The organism is Cupriavidus sp. 01T418, from assembly GCF_056398885.1.
Map to the genome: position 1 here is coordinate 113,269 of NZ_JBFTQG010000001.1, position 19,155 is coordinate 132,423.

Below are 19,155 nucleotides of genomic sequence, written 5' to 3' on the forward strand. Positions count from 1 at the left end.
TGACAAGAAGGCTCAGTAGACATCGCGCCGATATCGGCCCTGCTCGCCAAGGCGCAGCAGGGCCTCTTCGCCCAGCACCTGGCACAGCGCCGCGTTGACGCCGCCCGCCATGCCTTGCAGGCTGCCGCAGACGTAAATGGCCGCACCCGCTTCGACCCACTCGCGCAATGCGTCCGCCGACGCATGCACGGCGTCCTGCACGTAATGCAGCGCACCGTCGTCGCGCGAGAACACCAGGTCCATCCGCTGCAACACGCCTTCGGCCTGCCACGCGGCGAGTTCGTCGCGGTGGAAGGCGTCGTGCTGCGCGGTGCGTTCGCCGAACAGCAGCCAGTTGCGAAGGTGGCCGGCCGCCGCACGCGCCTTGAGATGCGCGCGCAGCCCGGCCAGGCCAGTGCCGTTGCCGATCAGGATCAGCGGCCGGTCGTCGGCGGGTGGATGGAATCCATGGTTGCTGCGGATACGCAAGGCAATGGCCGCGCCCGGCTGCGCATGCGTGGTGAGCCAGCCGGAGGCCAAACCGAGGCGGCCATCGTCATGGCGCTGCTGCCGCACCAGCAACTCCAGCCGCCCATCGTCCGGCAGCGATGCAATCGAATACTCCCGGTGCGGCAACAGCGGCAATGTATCCACCAGCCGCTGTGGCGCCACGCCTGCGAGCGCGGCAAGATGCGGCTCGGGCAAGACGATGCGCGTGGCCAGCGCCAGCGCCAGCGTGGTTGACACGCCGTCGCAGCGCACCTGGGCCGCACCGTCGAGCGAGAGTTTTGCCAGCATGCGCTCCACCTCGGGCGGCGCGTGGCACGGACCGATCTCGGCGATGTCGCCAGCTTGCCAGGCCGGCGCATCGCCGTCTGCCGGCACCAGCGCCAGGTGGAAGGCCGGCGCGCCGGGGCTGCCGGGGTTGAGCAGGCGACGCTCGTGCAGCAGCCATTCGGCATAGCGCGGCTTTTCCCAGTCGGCGATCTCCGCGCCGCCACTGAGCGCGCTGAGGTGGTTCTGCCAGTGGCGCAGCGCGCCGGCATCGCCGTTGTCGACCTCCACCATGTCGAAGAGCGCCTGCCCGTGCTGCCGCTGCAGCCATGCCGACAGCGTGTGGCCGAAAGCACAGAAATGGGCATAGCTGCGGTCGCCGAGCGCGAGAATGCCGTAGCGCAGTTCGCGCAAGCCGCGGGGACCGGCCGCCGCCGTCAGCCGGCGCGCAAAGCCCGATGCGCTGTCGGGCGCATCGCCCTCGCCGGTGGTGCTGACTACGAACAGCGCCTGTTTGCAGTTGCCGAGGCACCCCGCATCCAGCTCGCCAAAGGACAGCAACTGCGTGGGCACGCCGGCATCCTGCAGCGCCTGCGCGGTCTGCAGCGCGAGCTGCCCGGCAAACCCGCCCTGGCTGGCATAGGCCACCAGCGTGGCGCCGTCCCTGGCTTGGGCCAGCAGGTCGGCGCGCGCGTGCCGGCGGCGGTGCCGGCCGATCACGGCCGCGCAGAATCCGGCATAGGCGATCACCACGCCGGCGCTCATGCCCGCGCGGGTCGGCGCGAGGAAGGCCAGGGCCAGGCCGGCGAGTCCGGCCAGGGCGCCGAGCGCGATCGCACCGTCGCCGACGCGCATGCGCGTGGCAGCGCGGCTTGCGTGGCCAGCCGGATGCTCGCTTGCAACGGCAGCCGCTTCGAGCGACAGGGATGAGGCGGTATCTGGCGTGCTCATGACAGCATGGCCTCGAAGGCCGGCGACACGCGTTCGTCGAAGCCCCCGCTGTGGCGGATCAGGAAGCGCGCCGCCAGCGCATGGCGCCGGGCGAACACCATGCCCGCCTCCGGGCCGAGCACGGTCAGCGCGGTGGACAGCGCGTCGGCCAGCATGCATTGCGGGTGCAGCACCGTGACCGAGGCCAGTGCATGGCTGGCGGGATAGCCGGTGCGCGGGTCCAGCGTGTGAGCGTAGCGGCGCCCTTCGCTGTCGAAGTTGCGCCGGTAGTCACCCGAGGTGGCTACCGACAGGCCATGCAGCGCGACCAGTGTCTCGTGGCCTGCCGCGCCGCCGGGCGGCGTCTCCAGCGCGACCCACCATGGCAAGCCATTGGGCTTAACGCCATGGCCGCGCAACTCGCCGCCGATCTCGACCAGGTGGCTGCCGATGCCCTGCCCGCTCAGGTAGCGCGAGACCGCGTCCACGCCGAAGCCCTTGGCGATGGCACAGAAATCCAGCAGGACGCCGCCCGGCTGCTGCACGCGGCAGGCCGACTCGTCGAGCACGATGCGTTGCCACCCGCACAGGGCGCGGACCTGTTCGACCTCGGCCGGCGCCGGTGCCTTGTCACGCCGTGGCGCGGGGCCGAAGCCCCACAGGTCCACCAGCGGGCCGGCGCTGGGATCGTAGGCGCCGCCGCTATCGCGCGCCACTTGCAGCGCGGCCTGCAGCACGGCAAAGCAGTCCGCCGGCAACACCTGCCAGTTGCCCGGCGCGGCGCGGTTGAAACGGCTGAGGTCCGAGCCTTCGTCCCAGTTGCTCATCTGCGCGGTCACGCCTGCCAGCACGGCATGGATGCCTGCGTCGAGGGCGTCCTCGTCGATGGCCCCGGATGGCGCAGCCCACGCCACCGACCACGTGGTGCCCATGGTCGCGCCCTGCCGCCGGCAAAGGCGCGCCGCCGCTTCGGGCACGGGCGGGGCGGGGCCAAGCGAAAGAGGAACAAGGACACGCTGCATGCGGGTGAACCTGGAATGACGATGCGTGGAAAACCACGGAAACAAGAAAACAAGAAAACACAAAAAGCCCGCCGGGGGCTTGGGGCTTGCGCTGTCAACCGGCCCTGAGCCCGGCTGACGGCCTGCCGCGCACTGCGATTACTGCGGCAGCACCTCGACGGTGGCCGCATAGCTGGCGCGGCGCGACTTGGCTTCCTTGATCGCGACCTTGTCGTCGCGGACCTCGGCCTCCATCCAGTACATGCCCGGCGCCGGCCACTTGACGCTGAACTTGCCGTCCGCGTCGGTGGTGAACGCCATCTCCTGCAACTGGTCGCGATAGCGGATGCCGCCCGGCACCACCGCTACCTTCACATTGGCGGCTGGCTTGCCATCGAGCAGCAGGCGGAAGCTGGCGGCATCGCCGGCGACGAGGTCGTTCGGGTGGGTCACCGGTGCCAGTTCCAGCCCGCGGCCGGTGGTCTGCAGCACCTTGCCGGTCGGCTTGCCCGCCGTCACGAAGGCTTCCAGGCGGCTGTCGGCCTGCGTTACCTGCAGGTCCTGCGCGCCGGCCGGCACCTCCTTGGCGAAGGCTTCGGACGAGCCGCGCCAGCGCTTGGCCTGACCGTCCACCTTGTAGCTGGCGAACAAGCCGTGATTGACCACGGCGACCTTGTAGGTGCCCGGCTGGGTCAGGTGCACATCGAAGGTGCTGCGATAGCGGCCCGTGCTCGCGTTCTCGACTTTCGCGGCGGCGCCGTCGGGCGCAGTCACCGCGAGGTTGTCCAGGCGCAGCGGCACGTGCTCGAAGTAGAACAGGTCGTTCGACACGGCGGCGTCAACCGTCACCCACGGGTCGCTGCCCGAGAGCACGGTGGCCGACGGCAACAGCCACTGGCGGTGCGCATGGGCGGCCAGCGGCATCAGCGCGGCCAGGGCCAGCGCGGCGGCCCGGACGGACAGTCTGGTGGCGAAAGTCTTCATCGTCATGCTCCTATGGATTGGGGGCGTATGGGGGTGCTCAGGGCTTCAGGTCGACCGAGACGCCGGCGAGTTCATGCTCGCCTTTCGCCTTGGCCAGGGCGGCGGCCTTCGGCGGCCAGGCAAACGGCACGCGCAGCAGTTCGCGGCCACCGACCTCGCGCGCGGCTTCCACCACGAGCTGGTAATCGCCGGCGGGCAGCTTGCCCAGCGGCGCCTTGGCATCGGTGAAAGTAAGCGTGTGCTCGCCGGACGCACGCGTGGCGCCGGAGATGCCATCGGCGGGCATCTGCATATCGCGCCCGGCCTTGCGCCACCACTGGCGCATGTCCTTGAGCCACTTGGTGCCCTCGCCGTCCTTGTGCCTGACGTCATACCAGACCGCCAGCGTGGCGGCCGGGCTCTGGTCGGCGCGCTCGATCCACATCGAGACATAGGGCCGGTGGTACTCCGCCACGTTCAGGCGCGGGAGTTCGACCTTGACGTTCATTTCGGCCGCCACGGCCGGACTGGCGAATGGAACCGCGGCCATGCCGGTAAGGGTGACGGTAAGCAAACGGCGCATAACGGGTCCTCGTCTGTACACGGTAAAAGGTGTGAAAGTGATCGTTAATGGATGAACACCAGGGCCACCAGCAGCGGCGCCACCAGCCCCAGCCCGACCAGCGGCCACGTCCCCATGCGGCCGCCGGCATGCAGCTTGAGCAGCAACAGCCCGGTGAGGCTGAAGATCAGGCAGGCCGCGGCGAATACGTCCAGGAACAGGCTCCAGGCGCGGCCGGTGTTGCGGCCCTTGTGCAGGTCGTTCAGGTAGGAGATCCAGCCGCGCGTGGTGATCTCGTACTGCACCTCGCCGCCATCCAGCGCCAGGCTGACCCAGGCGTCCCCACCCGGGCGCGGCAACGCGACATAGACCTCGTCGCCCGACCACTCGGCCTCGCGGCCGGCGGCTTCGATATCAAGTTCCTGCGCGAGCCAGTCGCCAAGCGTGGCGGGTAGCGGGCCCTTCTTGTCGCCACCGGCGGCCTGGCGCAGCGCCGCCGTCAGGCTTGCCGGCGCGGTGGCGGTGCGAGTGACCACTCGCGGTCTTGCCTCGATCTGGCCAGCGTGGTTCAGCGTGAATCCGGTGACGGCAAACAGCAGCATGCCGATCAGGCAGAGTGCCGAACTGACCCAGTGCCATCGATGCAGGTGTTTGAGCCAGAAGGCCCGGCGCTGCTGGCCTGCCCCCAGCGATGTTTCAGTCATGTGCTTTTTCCGGCGCCCCGCATCCTGCCTTGCCGGCGCGTCTTCAATAGTCGGCTTGCCTGGAGTCGGCGCGTACCGTGCCTATTCCGGGTGACGGTTCAGGCAGACAAGGAGAAAGGATAATGGTTCTCATTCATAACTGCAATGGCGAAATGCGCGGCTGCCAGTTACGTTGCATTACAGACGTGCTTGCGATGGAGAACGGCATACCATTCGTTTGTTGAGACAAAGCGCAGTGCGGCTATTGACGGTATTGCCAGCGACGGCGACGGCGACGGCGACGCAAAATTGCTCAGACCATTCCGACCCCGGTCTTCCTATCTGGACACATAATTGTCGAGGTCACCGGCACCATACTCCAGGCCTGGTTAATGCAATGGCCCGGGAACCGGATGCACGGCTCCTAAGGCATACAAACAAAAAGCCCTTCTGTCACAACGAAGGGCTTTCCTGCTTCCAGACTGACAAGGCAATGCGGCACATCTGCATCAAGTAGCGAAAAATGGTGCCGCCCCCGAAATCACGCCTCTGCAATCAGAAACTTGTCACGATTCTTACCGAGCCAAGCCGGTGCGCGACCGCGGCCAGTCCAGGTCGCCCCCGTCTTCGGGTCCTGATACTTTGGCGGCAGGGATGTCTTGGATTTTGCCGGACCCTTGGCAACCGCACTTGCTGCGGGGCGGCCACGGCGTCGTTTTGGAGCGATGTCTTCGGCTGTCAACTCGTACTGCGCCATCAGGGCTTGAATTTGTTCGATAACGCCAGCAACTTCTGTTGCACGCACTTCGATAAGCTGAGCCTCGAGTTTTTCCTTTTCGGCAAGCAGCTGTTTGTATGTCGCCATTGTCTTTCTCCATATTTGTAGTAACACCAGCATCGTACATTATTTCGAAGATTGCAACATCTCTACAACGGCATTTTAATTAATGTCATCGCATGGCCGTCGGTCCTCGAGATGCAACGCCGTGAAGTATTGACTCCCAGACTCGCCAGGTATATGGGAATGGGTAGCGCGACGGAGCAGTTCAAAATCTCATTGCTCAGCATCTTGTCGACCGCTCTCCCACGCCGGGTGGTCTGACTATGCGGAGCCTCAGTAATCGCACCTCTCCCTGGCCAGCGACTCCCTTGTGAAGCCATGACTCACGCGCAATTGATGCTCGACCGCAATCACCTGGTCCTGGCACGCAAACAACAAGTCGTCCTTGAACTTCTGCGTAGCGCCCTTGATTCGTTCAGCTTCATACGAAGTCTGCCGCGCCCGACAACGCAGATATAACAACGTCGCCTTGGGAGCAAGTCTGAGTTCAGCCTTGTCGAGAGGCTTGCATTCGACATAGTACTGGGCGAAGCTGCCCTGGCTTGCCAGCAATGCCAGGAAAAGCAAAACTGAAGAACGGAGACGCGACATGGACATGCAACATTTGAATGCCGGCCGAGCATGCCCGCTTTCGCGGGCCGCAGCGTGCCAAAGAGAGCTACTTGCTTGTGCCATCCGGCCCCGTGAAACGGCGCTTCCGCGTGATAGCAACACCTTCCTTCGACTCACCGCCGAAACTCGTACGCCCTTCGGGGCGAATGCCTGAACCCGGCTGACGGACACCGGTCGGTGCCTGGATGGTCGATATTGCTCGTTTGTAGATAATTTGCATGCCGCCGGGCCCGCTGAGCATCACCACGAACTGGTCGAATGACGCAATTGAACCGGTCAACTTGATGCCGTTGACCAGGTACACCTCGACACGCGTCCGCTCTTTGCGCGCTGTGTTCAGGAAATCGTTTTGCGGATTAGTGGGGATGGACTGCATGCTTAGCTCAGATTGAGGACAGTTGCCGCTATTGCTTGAACGAACGCCTGCCACCGTTACAAGGTAGATAAAAGCTCGAAACGGTTGAATCGTGGAAACGGAGCCTCTACCGCTGTCAACTGGTGAGCACGATTGTCCGAAGGTGCGCCAGTAACCCGGCGGGCCGTATCGGAGGCAAATGACATGAGTAGCAATAAGCACAAGTTGGTCGACCACATGCTCTCGGCGCTTGAGACAATCGCACGCCACCGAAAGGATGTGCGTCAACTCGACATTGCATCCTCATGCTCGCTGCCTCTTGTGAAGAGGGTAATACCTCTCCCTGGCACCCGCAACTATGTCATTAGGATTTGGCGGTGCCCAAGAAAAACAGCGTCGGCCTTCTTTGCACGGGAACTGAAACAGATCAGTTTGGTAACCCGCTTGTACTGCACGCGTGAATCAGAAAATGCCTATTCGAGAGTGAGAGTTAATGGCGTCGGCGGTCAAGGGCGCTCGGGGCACGGTGGGTGCAGCAAGCACCGGGGCCTGCCGCGCTGCCGGCAGTGCGCTTCCGAGGTGCACGGCGCACGCTTATAGGCCCTTGCCGCACCTGAGGAAACCCCTGGTAGCCGCAACGTCAAGTTTGCCTTCCCCGTGCCGTTATGCCTTCACCAGTGGTGTCAATCCATAATTGGAAACGGGGGAGAAGGAATGCTCGAAAGCCTGAGAAAGAAGTTGCTGTCGCCGTTGCTCCTGAGCTGGGTCTGCCTGCTCGGCCTGGCCCACGTCGCTGAGACCGCGATGTCCGTCGTGCAGTCGTAAGATGGGCTGGGGCGCAGCGGCAAGATGCCGATGGACGAAGCCAGGCAGCAGGCCCTGGAGCGCGTGCGCGCCATGCGCTTTGGCGCGGCACTGGTGGAGCAGGCCATCGCCGGGGCCTCGCTCGAAGACCAGGCCGACGCGCTGCACCGGGCTGTCGGCACGCTCCGGCTCGCTGGCGCCTGAAGCCCGCACCGAGCAGTAGTTAGTGGCGCCAAGTGCTTGGCAAGCCGCTACGCGCGCGCAACGTCGCGCGCTTCTCGTGCGCCGGGGACTTTCCCTTTGACCGGCGCACGACTTTCTCCCACTGCCGCTTCACCCGCCCCGCGCCCCTCCGAAAACAACTTGAAGATTTCTCTTGTAATGAGATTCATTCCCATTTACTATGGCTTCACTGTCTGACGCGGGGCAAGCAAAACGAACTCCCGCAGCGCGAGACAGCAAGCCAATGAGCAAGTCAACGAGCAAGGCCGGCGGCAAGTCCGCGGCAACCGAAATTTTGTGGTGTCGCATTGCGGCATCCATCACCGTCTTTTGTGGGGACCGCTCCGTACCGCGGAGCGTTTGGCTGTAGCCAGTCACCGGAGGATCGGGAAAGCATCCAGACCCCGCTTTCCCGAGCGCCTCGTCGGCCGACAAGCCAAGCCATTTTTTTATTCCGCGAGACGTGCCTGCACGTCTTGCCGCAGCGGGCGGCCTCCCTTCCGGGAAGCCGCCCGCTGCACTCCTACGCGTACCTCCACGCAAAGCGCGTTGCGGCGCGGACGCACCGGAGCACCTTCCTTTCCGATTGATGCGCCCGTGCCGGGCGCGGAGCTGCGACATGCCGATGCTCCCGACAGTAGCCTCCCGACAGTACCGAAGCCATCAATCTCAAGCGCGCTGGAAGTCTTCCGCGCCAGCCAGCGCGGGCAAATAGGACGATTCCACCGATGTTATCCAACGATCAATTGGAAGGTATCAAAAGCATCTACGCAGCCCGTGCGCTCATGAGGTCAATAGCGGTCCGCAATGCAAAGCTCCATGCCGCGGCCGCGCCCTCACAAATTTTTGAGCTTCAACGGCAAGGCAGCCAGTGTTACTACTTCCTCCCGGTCGATCCGAATACCAGGCACTTGCCCCCTGTGGAAGGCGCATTCCTGTTCGTCATTCTTGCAGACGACCCTGGCCGTATCTATTGTGGTGTGCCAGAGGACTCTGCTGCTGCCGTAGATGCGCGTTTCCGGGTAAAGGGACACACCTCGATCTCATATCGGAGAGACGTGCTTTTTGCCGGTGAACTCTTCTTTGAGCGTGCCCAACTCATGTCTTGGACCAATGCCAGCGGTCACTACGTCCCCGACCGGTCATTTCGAGGCACGAATCTCATCCCTGCCGTTCAACGCCTGCTACCGGACGACCGATTTGCAGACTATTGGAGCATGCCGACGGCCCAAATAAGGCATCACCTGGCATTGCGCGGCTACGCCTGGCCGCTCTGAGTTGGCTGTCGGCGTGGCCTGGTAAAAGCCAAATTCCACCGAAAACCAACAACTGCCAGTCCCCCGCCCCTTCCTTCCGCCACATCCAGCTAAAATCCCCCTGCCCCGCGCGAGCAGCGCGGCCCCCAACCTGCCACCCCGCGTCACCCCGCGTCACCCCATGCCCACCTATCCGGCGCCCCGCCACGCCCTCCTGGCTCTAGCCCTCACCCTGGGCACCACAGCCGCATGGGCCGCGCCCGACATGCCCGACGCGCCTGCGTCCACCGCCTCAGCCGCCACCAGCGACTGGAAAATCTCCGCCGGCCCCGGCGTCTACGTCTCGCCGAAATTTCCCGGCGCCCGTGACTCGCTCGTCTACCCGATCATCTACCAGGACATCGACTACAAAGGCCGCTTCTTCTCCCGCGGTTTCGATTTCCTCGGGGTTTATGCCGTCAACAACGACATCTGGCAGGTTGGCGCGGATTTCCAGTTGGACCCAACCTGGCGCAAGAGCAAGGATGACAGCAGGCTGAACGGCCTGGGCGACGTGAACATGACCGTGCGGGCGCGGGCATTTGCGCAGGCGCAGGTGTCGTTCGTGACCTTCTCGGCGGATGTCGCACAGGATATCGCCGGCCAGGGACAAGGCCTGATCGCGAATGGCGACGTGCTGTTCAGCCTGCCGGCGGGCAAGTGGCTATTCACGCTGGGGCCGGGGCTGACGTGGACCAACAGCAAGTACATGCAGACTTTCTTCGGTGTCACGCCGGAGCAAAGCGCGCGCTCAGGCTTGCCGACGCATGCCGTGGGAGCAGGCCTGCGCGAATGGCATGCGAATGGCATCGTCAGCTATGAAATCTCGCGCAACTGGTCCGCGCTGGGCTCCGTGACCTTTGCCCGGCTGCAGGGCGATGCAGCCAGCAGCCCGATCACCGAGCGGCGCCAGCAGTGGACCGGCATGGCCGCGGTGACCTACCGCTTCCGCTAGACGGGTCCGATCGCGCGCGCGGCCCTCAGGACCGGCCGGCCCCGGGCACTGCCGTGCCCCCGGCCGCAGCCGGCGCGTTGGGCCGCAGCACCAGCCAGACCGCCATGCCGATCAGCGCCCCGCCGGCCGCATGCGCCCACGACAGCTGCTCGCCAAGGAAGATAGTGCCCCAGACGATGCCGAACGGCGGAATCAGGAAGGTCACCGTGAGCGAGCGTACCGGGCCGAGATCGGCGATCAGGCGGTAATACAGGATGTAGGCAATGGCGGTGCAGAGCATCCCCACCGCCAGCATCGCCAGCCACACGCCCGGCCCGGCGGCCGGCAACGTGTTTTCCCGCGCCAGCGCGATCGCGCAGAAAGGCAGCAGGAACAGGGCCGCGCCAAACATGCTGCCAGTCGCCACCAGGCGGCTGTCCAACCCGCCCTGCGCGGTGATCCAGCGCCGCGCGAGGAAGCCGGCGAGGCCATAGCAAGCGGTCGCGACCAGGCAGGCGGCGGCCCCGAGCAACACTTGCGGCGAAAACGCCACCGGTCCGGTGCGGGTCAGCACCGCGACGCCCGCAACGCCCAGCACAACCCCGCCGGCCTTGGCCAGCGTCAGGCGTTCGCCAAAGAACAGGGCGCCGATCAGTACCCCCATCAGCGGCGTCATCGCATTGAATACCGCGGAGTAGCCGGCCGGCAGCCAAAGGGCCGCAAACGAGTACATGGTGAAGGGGATGCCGGAGTTGATCACGCCCAGTACCATGACCTGCCGCCACTTGCCCCGCATATCCATGCGCACGCGTATCAACACCAGGCACCCGACTAGCGTGACCGCGCCGATCAGCACGCGCAGGAAGGCGGTGGTCAGCGGGCCCAGCACCGGCGCGCCGATCCGCAGGAACAGGAAACTGGCGCCCCAGATGGCGGCAAGGCTGAACAGGCGAATCAGGTCGGCGGGCTTCATGAGCGGCGTGTCGGAGGTGGCATGGCCGGATTAGACTCCGGCGCCAGTGTGGCCGCAAGCTGATTTCGGACATCTCCCTGTCCAAGACAAGCCCATAAAGTGGACACTTAGACACCAGTCTGCAAAATCACAACGCTCATACCCTACCAACGAGGGGATCACCACACTAGTCGCGTGACAAATCGTGTTTAGTTATTTTAAAATCTGATCTGCGCCAGAGTTAATTGACCCCTCCGACGCATTCCCGACAAGCCGCCACTCACGTGGCGGCTTCTTTTTTGCGGCGCGGAATCCACAACTATAAATCAACGTCAACCGCAATGGGAGATGCCGCGTTTGCAGCCTCATGAAACGACAGTTCCTTGGCTTGCTAGCCCGCATCTACGTCCTCCAGTTTGCCGTCGAAGTGCCGGCCACCGTGGCCATGCTCGCCGAGATGCTGATGGAGTACGGCTTCCAGGTGGATATCGGCTCCGTCCGCCCCTTGCTGCGCGCCTTGCAGATGGATGGCTACATCGAGAGCGTCCTGCGTGACGGCATCGGCCGCGTCTACCTGATCACGGAACGTGGCCGGGAAGAGCTGCAAAGCAGCCGCGCCCGCGTCGACGAACTGCACCGCCGGCTGCACTCGCGCGGCGATCCTTCGGAAGTCTCCCACCACGGCTGATTGCCGCTCTTGTATCGCGCCCGGCGCATGCCTTGCGCCGGCGTGAGCCCGCCTGGGCTTGTCCGGCGTCCCTCCCGTCTTCCCCCGATTCCCCTTCCTCGCCCGCAAAAAATCGTCCCACCAGGGTTCGCTTCGCCGCAATCCTGCATGCGATGCATAACGTACCCGTTTCTGCGTTAGGCAACATGCTTCACATCAATGACAGAGGCCCAGGGCGACCGGCGCGCGCTTGCGCCGACCACCCTGGGCCTGCTGGCTGGTTGCGCTTCCCGGCTTACTTCTTCTCGGCCTTGCCTTCGTAACGCTTGCTCCATTCGGCAAGAACGCGATCGCGATTGGCGCTGGCCCAGGTGAAGTCGTTCTTGATCAGGCGCTTCTCGTAGTCTGCCGGCAGCAGCGGATCCGGCTTGGCGATGCCCGGGATGGCCAGCACCGCGAAATTCTTCTCATACAACGCCATGGCATCGGACGAGGCGGAGAAGTCGGCCAGCTTGCGCGCCGCTTCCATGTGCTTGGTGCCCTTGATGATGGCGGTGGCCTCGATGTCCCAGCCCAGCCCTTCGGCGGGCAACACGATATCGATCGGCGCGCCTTCCTTCTTGGACTTCATGGCGCGGTATTCAAAGGCGATGCCGATCGGGAACTCGCCCTGGGCGGCCATCTTGCAGGGCTTGGAGCCGGAGTGCGTATACAGCCCGATGTTCTTGTGCAGGGCGTCCATATAGGACCAGCCCTTCTGCTCGCCCATCATCTGCAGCCAGGCGCTGACGTCCAGGTAGCCCGTGCCCGACGATGCCGGATGCGGCATGACGATCTTGCCGGCGTAAACCGGCTTGGTCAGGTCTGCCCAGGAGGTGGGCTTGGGCAAACCCTGTTTCTGCGCTTCGATGGTGTTGAAGCAGATCGCGGCGCCCCATACGTCCATGCCGACCCAGGCCGGCGGATTGGCGGCGCTGCGGTATTGCGCGTCCACCGCTGCCAGGTTCTTGGGCGCATACGGCTGCAGCATGCCTTCCTTGTCGAGGATGGCGAGGCTGGAGCCGGCCAGGCCCCACACCACATCGGCGCGCGGCGCGGCCTTTTCGGCCAGCAGCTTGGCGGTGACGATGCCGGTGGAATCCCGCACCCACTTGATCTCGATGTCGGGGTTGGCTTTTTCGAAGGCGGCCTTGTACGCGGCGATCTGGTCGGCTTCGAGCGCGGTGTAGACCGTCAGCACGGTGTTGGCTTGGGCAGCGCCGGCCAGCAGCGCGAAAGCGGCCACGGCGGTGGCGGTGCGGAACAGGTGAGGCATGGTTTCTCCTAGGGATGCGTGTCGTGGTGTCGGGCTAATGGTGTTTGCGCGTCTCAGCCTTGCGGCGCGCGCCAGGCTTGTGTGCGCCGCAGCCAGCCGCGCGCGGCGCCCAGCAGCAGCAGGCAGGCCAGCGCCGAGGTCAGCAGGATCAGCGTGGACATGGCTGCCGCCGGCGCGGTATCGCCGGCGTCGTCCATGTTCAGCACGGAGATCGCGGCAAGTACGGTATCGGGGCTGTAGAGGAAGACCACGGCGGATACCGTGGTCATCGCCGAGACGAACAGGTAGCGGAAGATGTCGATCAACGCCGGCAGGCAGATCGGCACCGTCACACGCCAGCAGGTGACCAGCGGCGCCACGCCGAGCGACAGCGCCGCGGCTTCGAACTCCGCATCGAGCTGGCGCAGCGCGGCGGCCGCGGTGAGATGGCCGGTGGTGTAGAAATGCGCGACATTGCAGATCACCAGCAGGGTCATGGTGCCGTACAGCATGTGCAGCGGATTGGACGGCGCGTTGAAGAAGAACACGTAGCCCAGCCCGAGCACCAGCCCGGGCACCGCCATCGGCAGGACGAAGCCGGCGCGCAGCACGCCATGCAGCCAGGCCGGCCCGCGCGTGCGCTCGGTCAGCCAGGCGCCGAAGAAAATCGCCAGCGTGCCGGCCAGCGCGGTAAACGCGGCCATGCGCAGGCTGTTGCGGTAGGCCAGCCAGCCGCCGCCATCCATATTGTCGAAGTCGTAGTGCGCCAGCGTCAGCTGCAGGTTGTACGGCCACAGCTTGACCAGCGAGGCGCCCACCGCGGCCGCCAGCACGGTCAGCAAGGCGGCACCGATCCCCATCACAATGAACGTGCAGCAGGCATCGCGCATCGGGTCGCGGCCCGGCACATAGACCTGCGCGCGGCTCGACATCTGCGCACGCTGGCGGCGCTGCATGGCGATATCCACGCCGAAGGTCAGCAAGGCCGGCAACAGCAGCAGCATGCCGATCAGCGCGCCGCGCGCGAACTGCTGCTGGCCCACCACCGCCTTATAGGCCTCCAGCGCCAGCACTGGATAGCCGCCGCCCACCACCTTGGGTACGCCGAAATCCGTTACGACCAGCGTGAGCACGAGGCAGGCCGCGCCAAACAGTCCGTGGCGGGCGCCCGGCAGGGTCACGGTGAGAAACGTCCGCCACGGCGATGCACCCATCGCGCGTGCGGCCTCGTACAAGCGCGCGTCGGCCAGCGAGAGCGCGGCGATCAGCACCATCAGCGCATGCGGAAAGGTGTAGAACGCCTCGCCCAGCACGATGCCCCAGAAGCCATAGATGCCGCCCGCGCCAAAGGCACTCTTGAAGATGCCCTGGTTGCCGAACAGGTAAACCAGCGCGATGCCCGGCAGCAGCGAGGGCGCAAACAAGGGCAGCAGCGCGATGCCGCGCCAGAGCGGCTTGAACGCGATGCACGATCGCTGCAGCGCATAGGCAAAGCCAAACGCCAGCGGCACCACCAGCGCTGCAACGGTCGCCGAGACCGCCAGGCTGCGCCCCAGCAGCGGCAGGAAATTGGGATTGGCAACCAGCTCGGCCACCCGCGCGGACAAGGCCCAGTGCCCGGCTTCGTCGAACCAGGCCTGGCCGAACAGCGCCAGCAGTGGCAGCACCAGCGCCACGGCCAGCGCTGCCAGCCAGAACCACTTCATGGCGGCCGGCGCGGCGTGCGCCATGCGGTCCGTTGCGCTGCCGGCACCACGCGTGCGGCTGGTGGCGATACGGGCATCGGCCGCGGGCAAGGCGCGCGTCATGCGAACACCTGCAGGGCCTGGCTGGGCAGCGACACCCAGAACTTGTGGCTGCCCGGATCCGGCAGCAGGTGGCGCTCCTCGCGCAGCACATCCGCGAACAGCGTGACGCCGGGCAGGCGATCGGCCTCCAGCAGCAGGCGGTAGCGGCTGCCCAGGTAGGTCTGGTCGACGATGCGCGCCAGCAAGCGGTTAGGCTCGCCCTCGGCAGGATGCAGGCGCACCGCCTCCGGCCGGCAGCACAGGCGCGCAGCGCCATCGGCCACCGCGCCGGCGCGGGCCGGCGATACCGCCAGCGCCAGTTCGCCCACGCTGAAGGTGTCGCGCCCGCTGAGCCGGCCCGACAGCCAGTTGGCCTGTCCGATAAACTCGGCGACGAAGGCAGATGCAGGGCGCTCGTAGATCTCGCCGGGCGTGCCGACCTGCGCGATGCGCCCGCCCTCCATCACGGCGATGCGATCAGCCATCGCCATGGCTTCTTCCTGGTCGTGCGTGACCATCACCGTGGTGATGTTCAGGCGGCGCTGCAACTGGCGCAGTTCCAGCCGCAGGTGCTCGCGCACCCGCGCATCAAGAGCCGACATCGGCTCATCGAGCAGCAACAGCGAAGGTGCCGGAGCCAGCGCACGCGCCAGCGCCACGCGCTGCTGCTGGCCACCGGAGAGCTGGCCGGGAAACTTGCGCTCGCTGCCGGCCAGGCCGACCAGCGACAGCATTTCCTCGATGCGCGCCTCGCGATGGCCGCGCCCCATGCCGCGGCCGTGCAGGCCGTACGCCACATTCTGCGCAACCGACAGGTTGGGAAACAGCGCATACGACTGGAACAGGATGCCGTAGTCGCGTGCCTGCGGCGGCAAGCCGGTCAACTCGCGCCCGCCGGCATGGATGCGTCCGCCGTTTTCGCGCTCCAGCCCCGCGATGATCCGCAACAGCGTGGTCTTGCCGCATCCCGATGGGCCTAGCAGGCACAGCAGTTCACCCTGCTCCACCGACAGCGAGACACTATCCAGCGCCTGGAAACCGCCCGCCCCCCCGAAACGCTTGCCTACCTGCTCGATCGCCAGGAACGCGCGCCCTGGCGCGGACTCACCTGCTTGCATGAACTACCCTTTGTGCCACTAGAACAGCTGGCAGCATAGGGAGGCCGCATGCCATCCGTGTGGCAGTCGGGCAAATAATTCCGATGCGGGTATTGGCGGATTTCAGGGTGGCCGGCCCTGGGTGCCGGCCGCGCCACTATCAGAGGCCCGTGGTTACCGGTTGCGCCCTGGCGGGCATCCTGGCTTCCGCGCCCGCCGCGCAGATCTCCATCAGGCCGGCAAGCGGCAGCGCCTGCCAGAACAGGTAGCCCTGCACCGCATCGCAGCCGCGCTCGCGCAGGAAGGCGAATTGTGCCGGCGACTCCACGCCTTCGGCCACCACTTGCAGATGCAACTGGTGCCCGAGGGTGATGATGGCGGAAGCCACGGCCTGATGGTGCTCGTCGTGTGCCACGTCGTCGACAAAGGATTTGTCGATCTTGAGCTTGTCGATCGGCAGCCGCGTGAGGTAGCTCAAGCCCGAATATCCGGTGCCGAAATCGTCGATCGACAAGCCCACGCCGAGCGCCCGCACGCACTCGAAGGTATCGATGGTCTTGCTGCCGCCCTCGATCAGGATGCCTTCGGTGACCTCGATGGTCAGGCACGCGGCCGGCAGCCCGGCCGCCGCCAGGCATTGCATGACCATCGCGGGAAACCCGGGCTGGCGCAGTTGCAGGGGCGAGATATTCACCGCCACCGTCAGGTCCAGCCCGAGCGCGGCGCGCAACTGCTGGATCTCGCGGCAGGCCGTGGCGAGAATCCATTCGCCCAGCGGCATGATCAGGCCGCTCTCCTCGGCAATCGGGATGAACTCGGCCGGCGGGATCACGCCGCGCTCGGGCGTGTCCCATTGAATCAGCGCTTCCACGCCGATGATGCGCAGCGTGGCGGCGTCGACGATGGGCTGGTAGCGCAGCTTGAAGGCGCGCGCGGCCAGCGCGCGCCGCAGCAGCCCTTCGATGGTGAAGCGCGCCATCGAGGCCTCCGCCATCTCGCTGGAGAAGCGGCTGAGCTGCGCGCCGCCGCCGCGCTTGGCCACATACATGGCGGCATCGGCGTTCTTCAGCAGGTCGGCGAGGTTGTCGCCGTCGTCCGGACAAATCACCATGCCGATCGAAGGCGTCACGCGCAGCCGCTGGTTGCCCAGTTGCAGGTCTTCCGACAGGCGGGCCAGGATCTTGGCGGCAACCAGCTCGGCCTCGCTGTCCTGGCTCACCGGATCGAGCACCACCACGAACTCGTCGCCGCCCATGCGCGCGACAAGGTCGGCGTAGCGCACGGCGGCCTTCAGGCGGTCGGAGACGATGCGCAGGACCTCATCGCCGATGTGATGGCCTAGCGATTCGTTGATGCGCTTGAACTGGTCGAGATCGAGCAGCAGCAGCGCAATGCGCTCGCCCTTGCGCAACGCGCGCTGCAGCATCAGCTCGGTGCGCGCATGGAGCTGGGCGCGGTTGGGCAGGCCGGTGAGGGCGTCGTGCTGCGCCAGGTGCCGGATGTATTCGTCGGCACGCTTGCGCTCAGTGAGGTCATGCGCGATGGCAAGATAGCCGCCGGAGTCCAGCCCCCCGATGGCGGCGCCGGCAGCCTCCCGCGTACCCTCCGTGCAGCCAGGCACACGCGCCTCGGGCAGCGCGGTCAGCGTCAGTTGCACCGGCAGGCGCGAGCCACCCTTGCGGACATAGGTCCACTCCTGTTCGTCGGCCAGCCCGAGACGCGCCTTGCCGACCACGGCAGGCAAGCCGGCGGCCACCGGCTCGCCCAGCTCGCTCGTCAGCGCCGCGGCGCGCGCGGCGACCTCCTTGGGATCGAGGAAGTCGAGATAGCGCATGTGTCCGGCCACCTCGCTGGCCTGGTACCACAACATGCGCTGGCCGGCGCGGTTGATGCCGGTCACCAGGCCATCGCGGTCAAAGGTGATGACGCAAAGCGCCGTGTGATCGAGCACGCGTGCGCTGCGCTCGGCCTCCTCGGCGGCGGCCAGCTCGGCACGGCGGATGGCACTCAGGTCGGTGACCACCCAGATCACGCGGCCGGGGCCGGCCGTGGGCACCGGCGTCACGGTCACGCGAACGGGAAAGACCGTGCCATCGGCCCTGCGGGCGCCGGTCTCGCGCCGCCCTTCCGGCGTGGGGCCGGCCAGCGCGGCGGCGTCGGGGAGCAAGGTGGCGATGGGCGTGCCGGCGAACTGGTCCGGCGCCTTGCCGAACAGTACCGTGGCAGCGGCACTGGCGATCTGGATGCGGCCCTCGGCATCGCACACCAGGATGGCATCGCTGGCGCTGGCCAGGCCCGCGCGCTGCAAGGCATCGTCTGCCTGCCGGCCCTGCCGGGCCAGCGCCAGCCAGGCCAGCATCAGCGTGGCCGCCAGGCCGCCGCCCAGCGTCAGCCAGGAGCGCCGCGGGCGATGGGCCGTCTCGAAGGCCGGCGTGGTGGCACCGCGCAGAGTCCAGATACGGCCGCCGAACGTCATTTCGCGCTCAGCCTGCCGCTGTGCCGGCATGCCTGCCGCCGCGGCTTGCGCATCGCCGGCCAGCAGGGCGCCGGGCCCGGTGTCGCGTCCGTCATAGAGCAGCAGCGACAGGGCGCCGGCCGCGGGCCGGCTGACGCTGCGCAGCAGGTCTTCCAGACGCAAGGACGCATAGACATAGCCGGTCACGGCCCGCTGCCGCTCGACCGGTGTGTTCAGCGGCAAGCCGCTGCCGTACACCGGCAGATAGAGCGCCGCGCCACGCTGCGAAGCCGGCGCTTCGTTCTCTTGCACGAGCTCCACGCCGGTGGTCAGGCGTGCCTCGCCGCTGTCGCGGGCGGCCTCGGCAGCCGTCCGGCGCACCGGGTCGGACAGGATGTCGAAGCCAGGCGCCCGCGTATTGCGCCCGGCGAAGGGATCGACATGGATAACGGGCGCGTACACGTCGCGCGGGCCCAGCGGGTAGACCTCGAAGCTGGGCTGGCCCTGGTGGCGTATCGTATCGACCAGCCAGTCAAGTTCCCTCGGGGCGGTCAGGCGCGCATAGCCGATCGATTGCGTACCGGCCGGCAGGTCGTCCAGTTGCGTGGTGTACAGGTAGTTGCGCCATTGCTCGCGCGTGGCGACGGGATCGGCCGCGAACAGCCCGGTGGTCGCGCGCAGCAATCGTTCGTTCTCCTGCAGGCGCCGTTGCAAGGCCGTGAAGACCGGCAAGAACAGCGCCTCGAAGTCGTCGCGCACCACTTCCTGCTCCAGCGAGCGCATGGCGTGCCAGGCGCCGCCCGTAGCCAGGACGCCGGTGGCGGCGATCAGCAGGGATAGCAGGACAGGCGAAAGTGAGGGCAGTTTCATGAATGGGGGGAGCGCAAAGGAGCCCTCCGGTGGCCTCGCCCCGCCGCCGCAGGGCCAGGGCCCACTATACAGTGACGT

Annotated in this window: 17 protein-coding genes; 4 read left to right on the forward strand and 13 right to left on the reverse strand. The window is 66.2% G+C overall.

Going from position 1 to position 19,155, the window contains the following annotated elements:
• Nucleotides 1-12: 12 nt before the first annotated feature.
• From AC1DQ3_RS00530 to hfq, 8 genes are all read right to left on the reverse strand, one after another.
• On the reverse strand, nt 13-1,608 hold the full coding sequence (locus tag AC1DQ3_RS00530) for a sulfite reductase subunit alpha (RefSeq protein WP_477118488.1): 1,596 nt from the start codon (nt 1,606-1,608) through the stop codon (nt 13-15).
• Between the two features lie 92 nt (nt 1,609-1,700).
• Complete coding sequence (locus tag AC1DQ3_RS00535; protein WP_477118217.1) at nt 1,701-2,705, reverse strand: FAD:protein FMN transferase; 1,005 nt, start codon at nt 2,703-2,705, stop codon at nt 1,701-1,703.
• A 138-nt stretch (nt 2,706-2,843) separates the two neighbouring features.
• Complete coding sequence (locus tag AC1DQ3_RS00540) at nt 2,844-3,668, reverse strand: DUF4198 domain-containing protein (RefSeq protein WP_477118218.1); 825 nt, start codon at nt 3,666-3,668, stop codon at nt 2,844-2,846.
• 37 nt (nt 3,669-3,705) lie between these two features.
• The gene (locus tag AC1DQ3_RS00545; protein ID WP_477118219.1) at nt 3,706-4,230 is read right to left on the reverse strand and encodes a DUF2271 domain-containing protein; all 525 of its coding nucleotides are present in this window, start codon (nt 4,228-4,230) and stop codon (nt 3,706-3,708) included.
• 44 nt (nt 4,231-4,274) lie between these two features.
• Nucleotides 4,275-4,913 carry a PepSY-associated TM helix domain-containing protein gene (locus tag AC1DQ3_RS00550; RefSeq protein WP_477118220.1) on the reverse strand — a complete coding sequence of 213 codons (639 nt, stop codon included), beginning with the start codon at nt 4,911-4,913 and terminating at the stop codon, nt 4,275-4,277.
• Between the two features lie 520 nt (nt 4,914-5,433).
• Entirely contained in the window at nt 5,434-5,757 is a 324-nt protein-coding gene (locus AC1DQ3_RS00555; protein WP_477118221.1) for an H-NS histone family protein, read from the reverse strand.
• Between the two features lie 249 nt (nt 5,758-6,006).
• Nucleotides 6,007-6,330 carry a hypothetical protein gene (locus AC1DQ3_RS00560; protein ID WP_477118222.1) on the reverse strand — a complete coding sequence of 108 codons (324 nt, stop codon included), beginning with the start codon at nt 6,328-6,330 and terminating at the stop codon, nt 6,007-6,009.
• A gap of 61 nt (nt 6,331-6,391) precedes the next feature.
• Complete coding sequence (gene hfq / locus AC1DQ3_RS00565) at nt 6,392-6,721, reverse strand: RNA chaperone Hfq (RefSeq protein WP_477118223.1); 330 nt, start codon at nt 6,719-6,721, stop codon at nt 6,392-6,394.
• Nucleotides 6,722-7,549: 828 nt separating this feature from the next.
• Between hfq and AC1DQ3_RS00570 the strand changes: the two genes are divergently transcribed.
• The 3 genes from AC1DQ3_RS00570 to AC1DQ3_RS00580 all read left to right on the forward strand — a co-directional run bounded on the left by AC1DQ3_RS00570 (nt 7,550) and on the right by AC1DQ3_RS00580 (nt 9,976).
• A complete protein-coding gene (locus AC1DQ3_RS00570) occupies nt 7,550-7,708 on the forward strand; it encodes a hypothetical protein (RefSeq protein WP_477118224.1) in 159 nt (52 codons plus the stop codon).
• Nucleotides 7,709-8,454: 746 nt separating this feature from the next.
• On the forward strand, nt 8,455-9,003 hold the full coding sequence (locus tag AC1DQ3_RS00575; RefSeq protein WP_477118225.1) for a hypothetical protein: 549 nt from the start codon (nt 8,455-8,457) through the stop codon (nt 9,001-9,003).
• 160 nt (nt 9,004-9,163) lie between these two features.
• Nucleotides 9,164-9,976, forward strand: coding sequence for a MipA/OmpV family protein (locus tag AC1DQ3_RS00580; RefSeq protein ID WP_477118226.1), 813 nt, complete (start codon nt 9,164-9,166; stop codon nt 9,974-9,976).
• Between the two features lie 25 nt (nt 9,977-10,001).
• On the opposite strand, the gene AC1DQ3_RS00585 is transcribed toward AC1DQ3_RS00580, so the two are convergent.
• A complete protein-coding gene (locus AC1DQ3_RS00585) occupies nt 10,002-10,928 on the reverse strand; it encodes a DMT family transporter (protein ID WP_477118227.1) in 927 nt (308 codons plus the stop codon).
• A gap of 346 nt (nt 10,929-11,274) precedes the next feature.
• On the opposite strand from AC1DQ3_RS00585, the gene AC1DQ3_RS00590 reads away from it, so the two are divergent.
• Nucleotides 11,275-11,595: a PadR family transcriptional regulator gene (locus AC1DQ3_RS00590; RefSeq protein WP_477118228.1), complete on the forward strand. Its 321-nt coding sequence runs from the start codon at nt 11,275-11,277 to the stop codon at nt 11,593-11,595.
• Nucleotides 11,596-11,869: 274 nt separating this feature from the next.
• Here the strand turns inward: AC1DQ3_RS00590 and AC1DQ3_RS00595 are convergent, their stop codons facing one another.
• From AC1DQ3_RS00595 to AC1DQ3_RS00610, 4 genes are all read right to left on the reverse strand, one after another.
• Nucleotides 11,870-12,889, reverse strand: coding sequence for a putative 2-aminoethylphosphonate ABC transporter substrate-binding protein (locus AC1DQ3_RS00595; protein ID WP_477118229.1), 1,020 nt, complete (start codon nt 12,887-12,889; stop codon nt 11,870-11,872).
• A 53-nt stretch (nt 12,890-12,942) separates the two neighbouring features.
• Complete coding sequence (locus AC1DQ3_RS00600; RefSeq protein WP_477118230.1) at nt 12,943-14,676, reverse strand: putative 2-aminoethylphosphonate ABC transporter permease subunit; 1,734 nt, start codon at nt 14,674-14,676, stop codon at nt 12,943-12,945.
• Nucleotides 14,673-15,773, reverse strand: a complete 1,101-nt coding sequence (locus AC1DQ3_RS00605) for a putative 2-aminoethylphosphonate ABC transporter ATP-binding protein (RefSeq protein WP_477118231.1) — start codon at nt 15,771-15,773, stop codon at nt 14,673-14,675. The genes AC1DQ3_RS00600 and AC1DQ3_RS00605 overlap by 4 nt, the downstream gene beginning before the upstream one ends.
• 139 nt (nt 15,774-15,912) lie before the next feature.
• Nucleotides 15,913-19,077 (reverse strand): bifunctional diguanylate cyclase/phosphodiesterase, encoded by a 3,165-nt coding sequence (locus AC1DQ3_RS00610; protein ID WP_477118232.1) that lies wholly within the window; start codon nt 19,075-19,077, stop codon nt 15,913-15,915.
• Nucleotides 19,078-19,155: the final 78 nt, after the last annotated feature.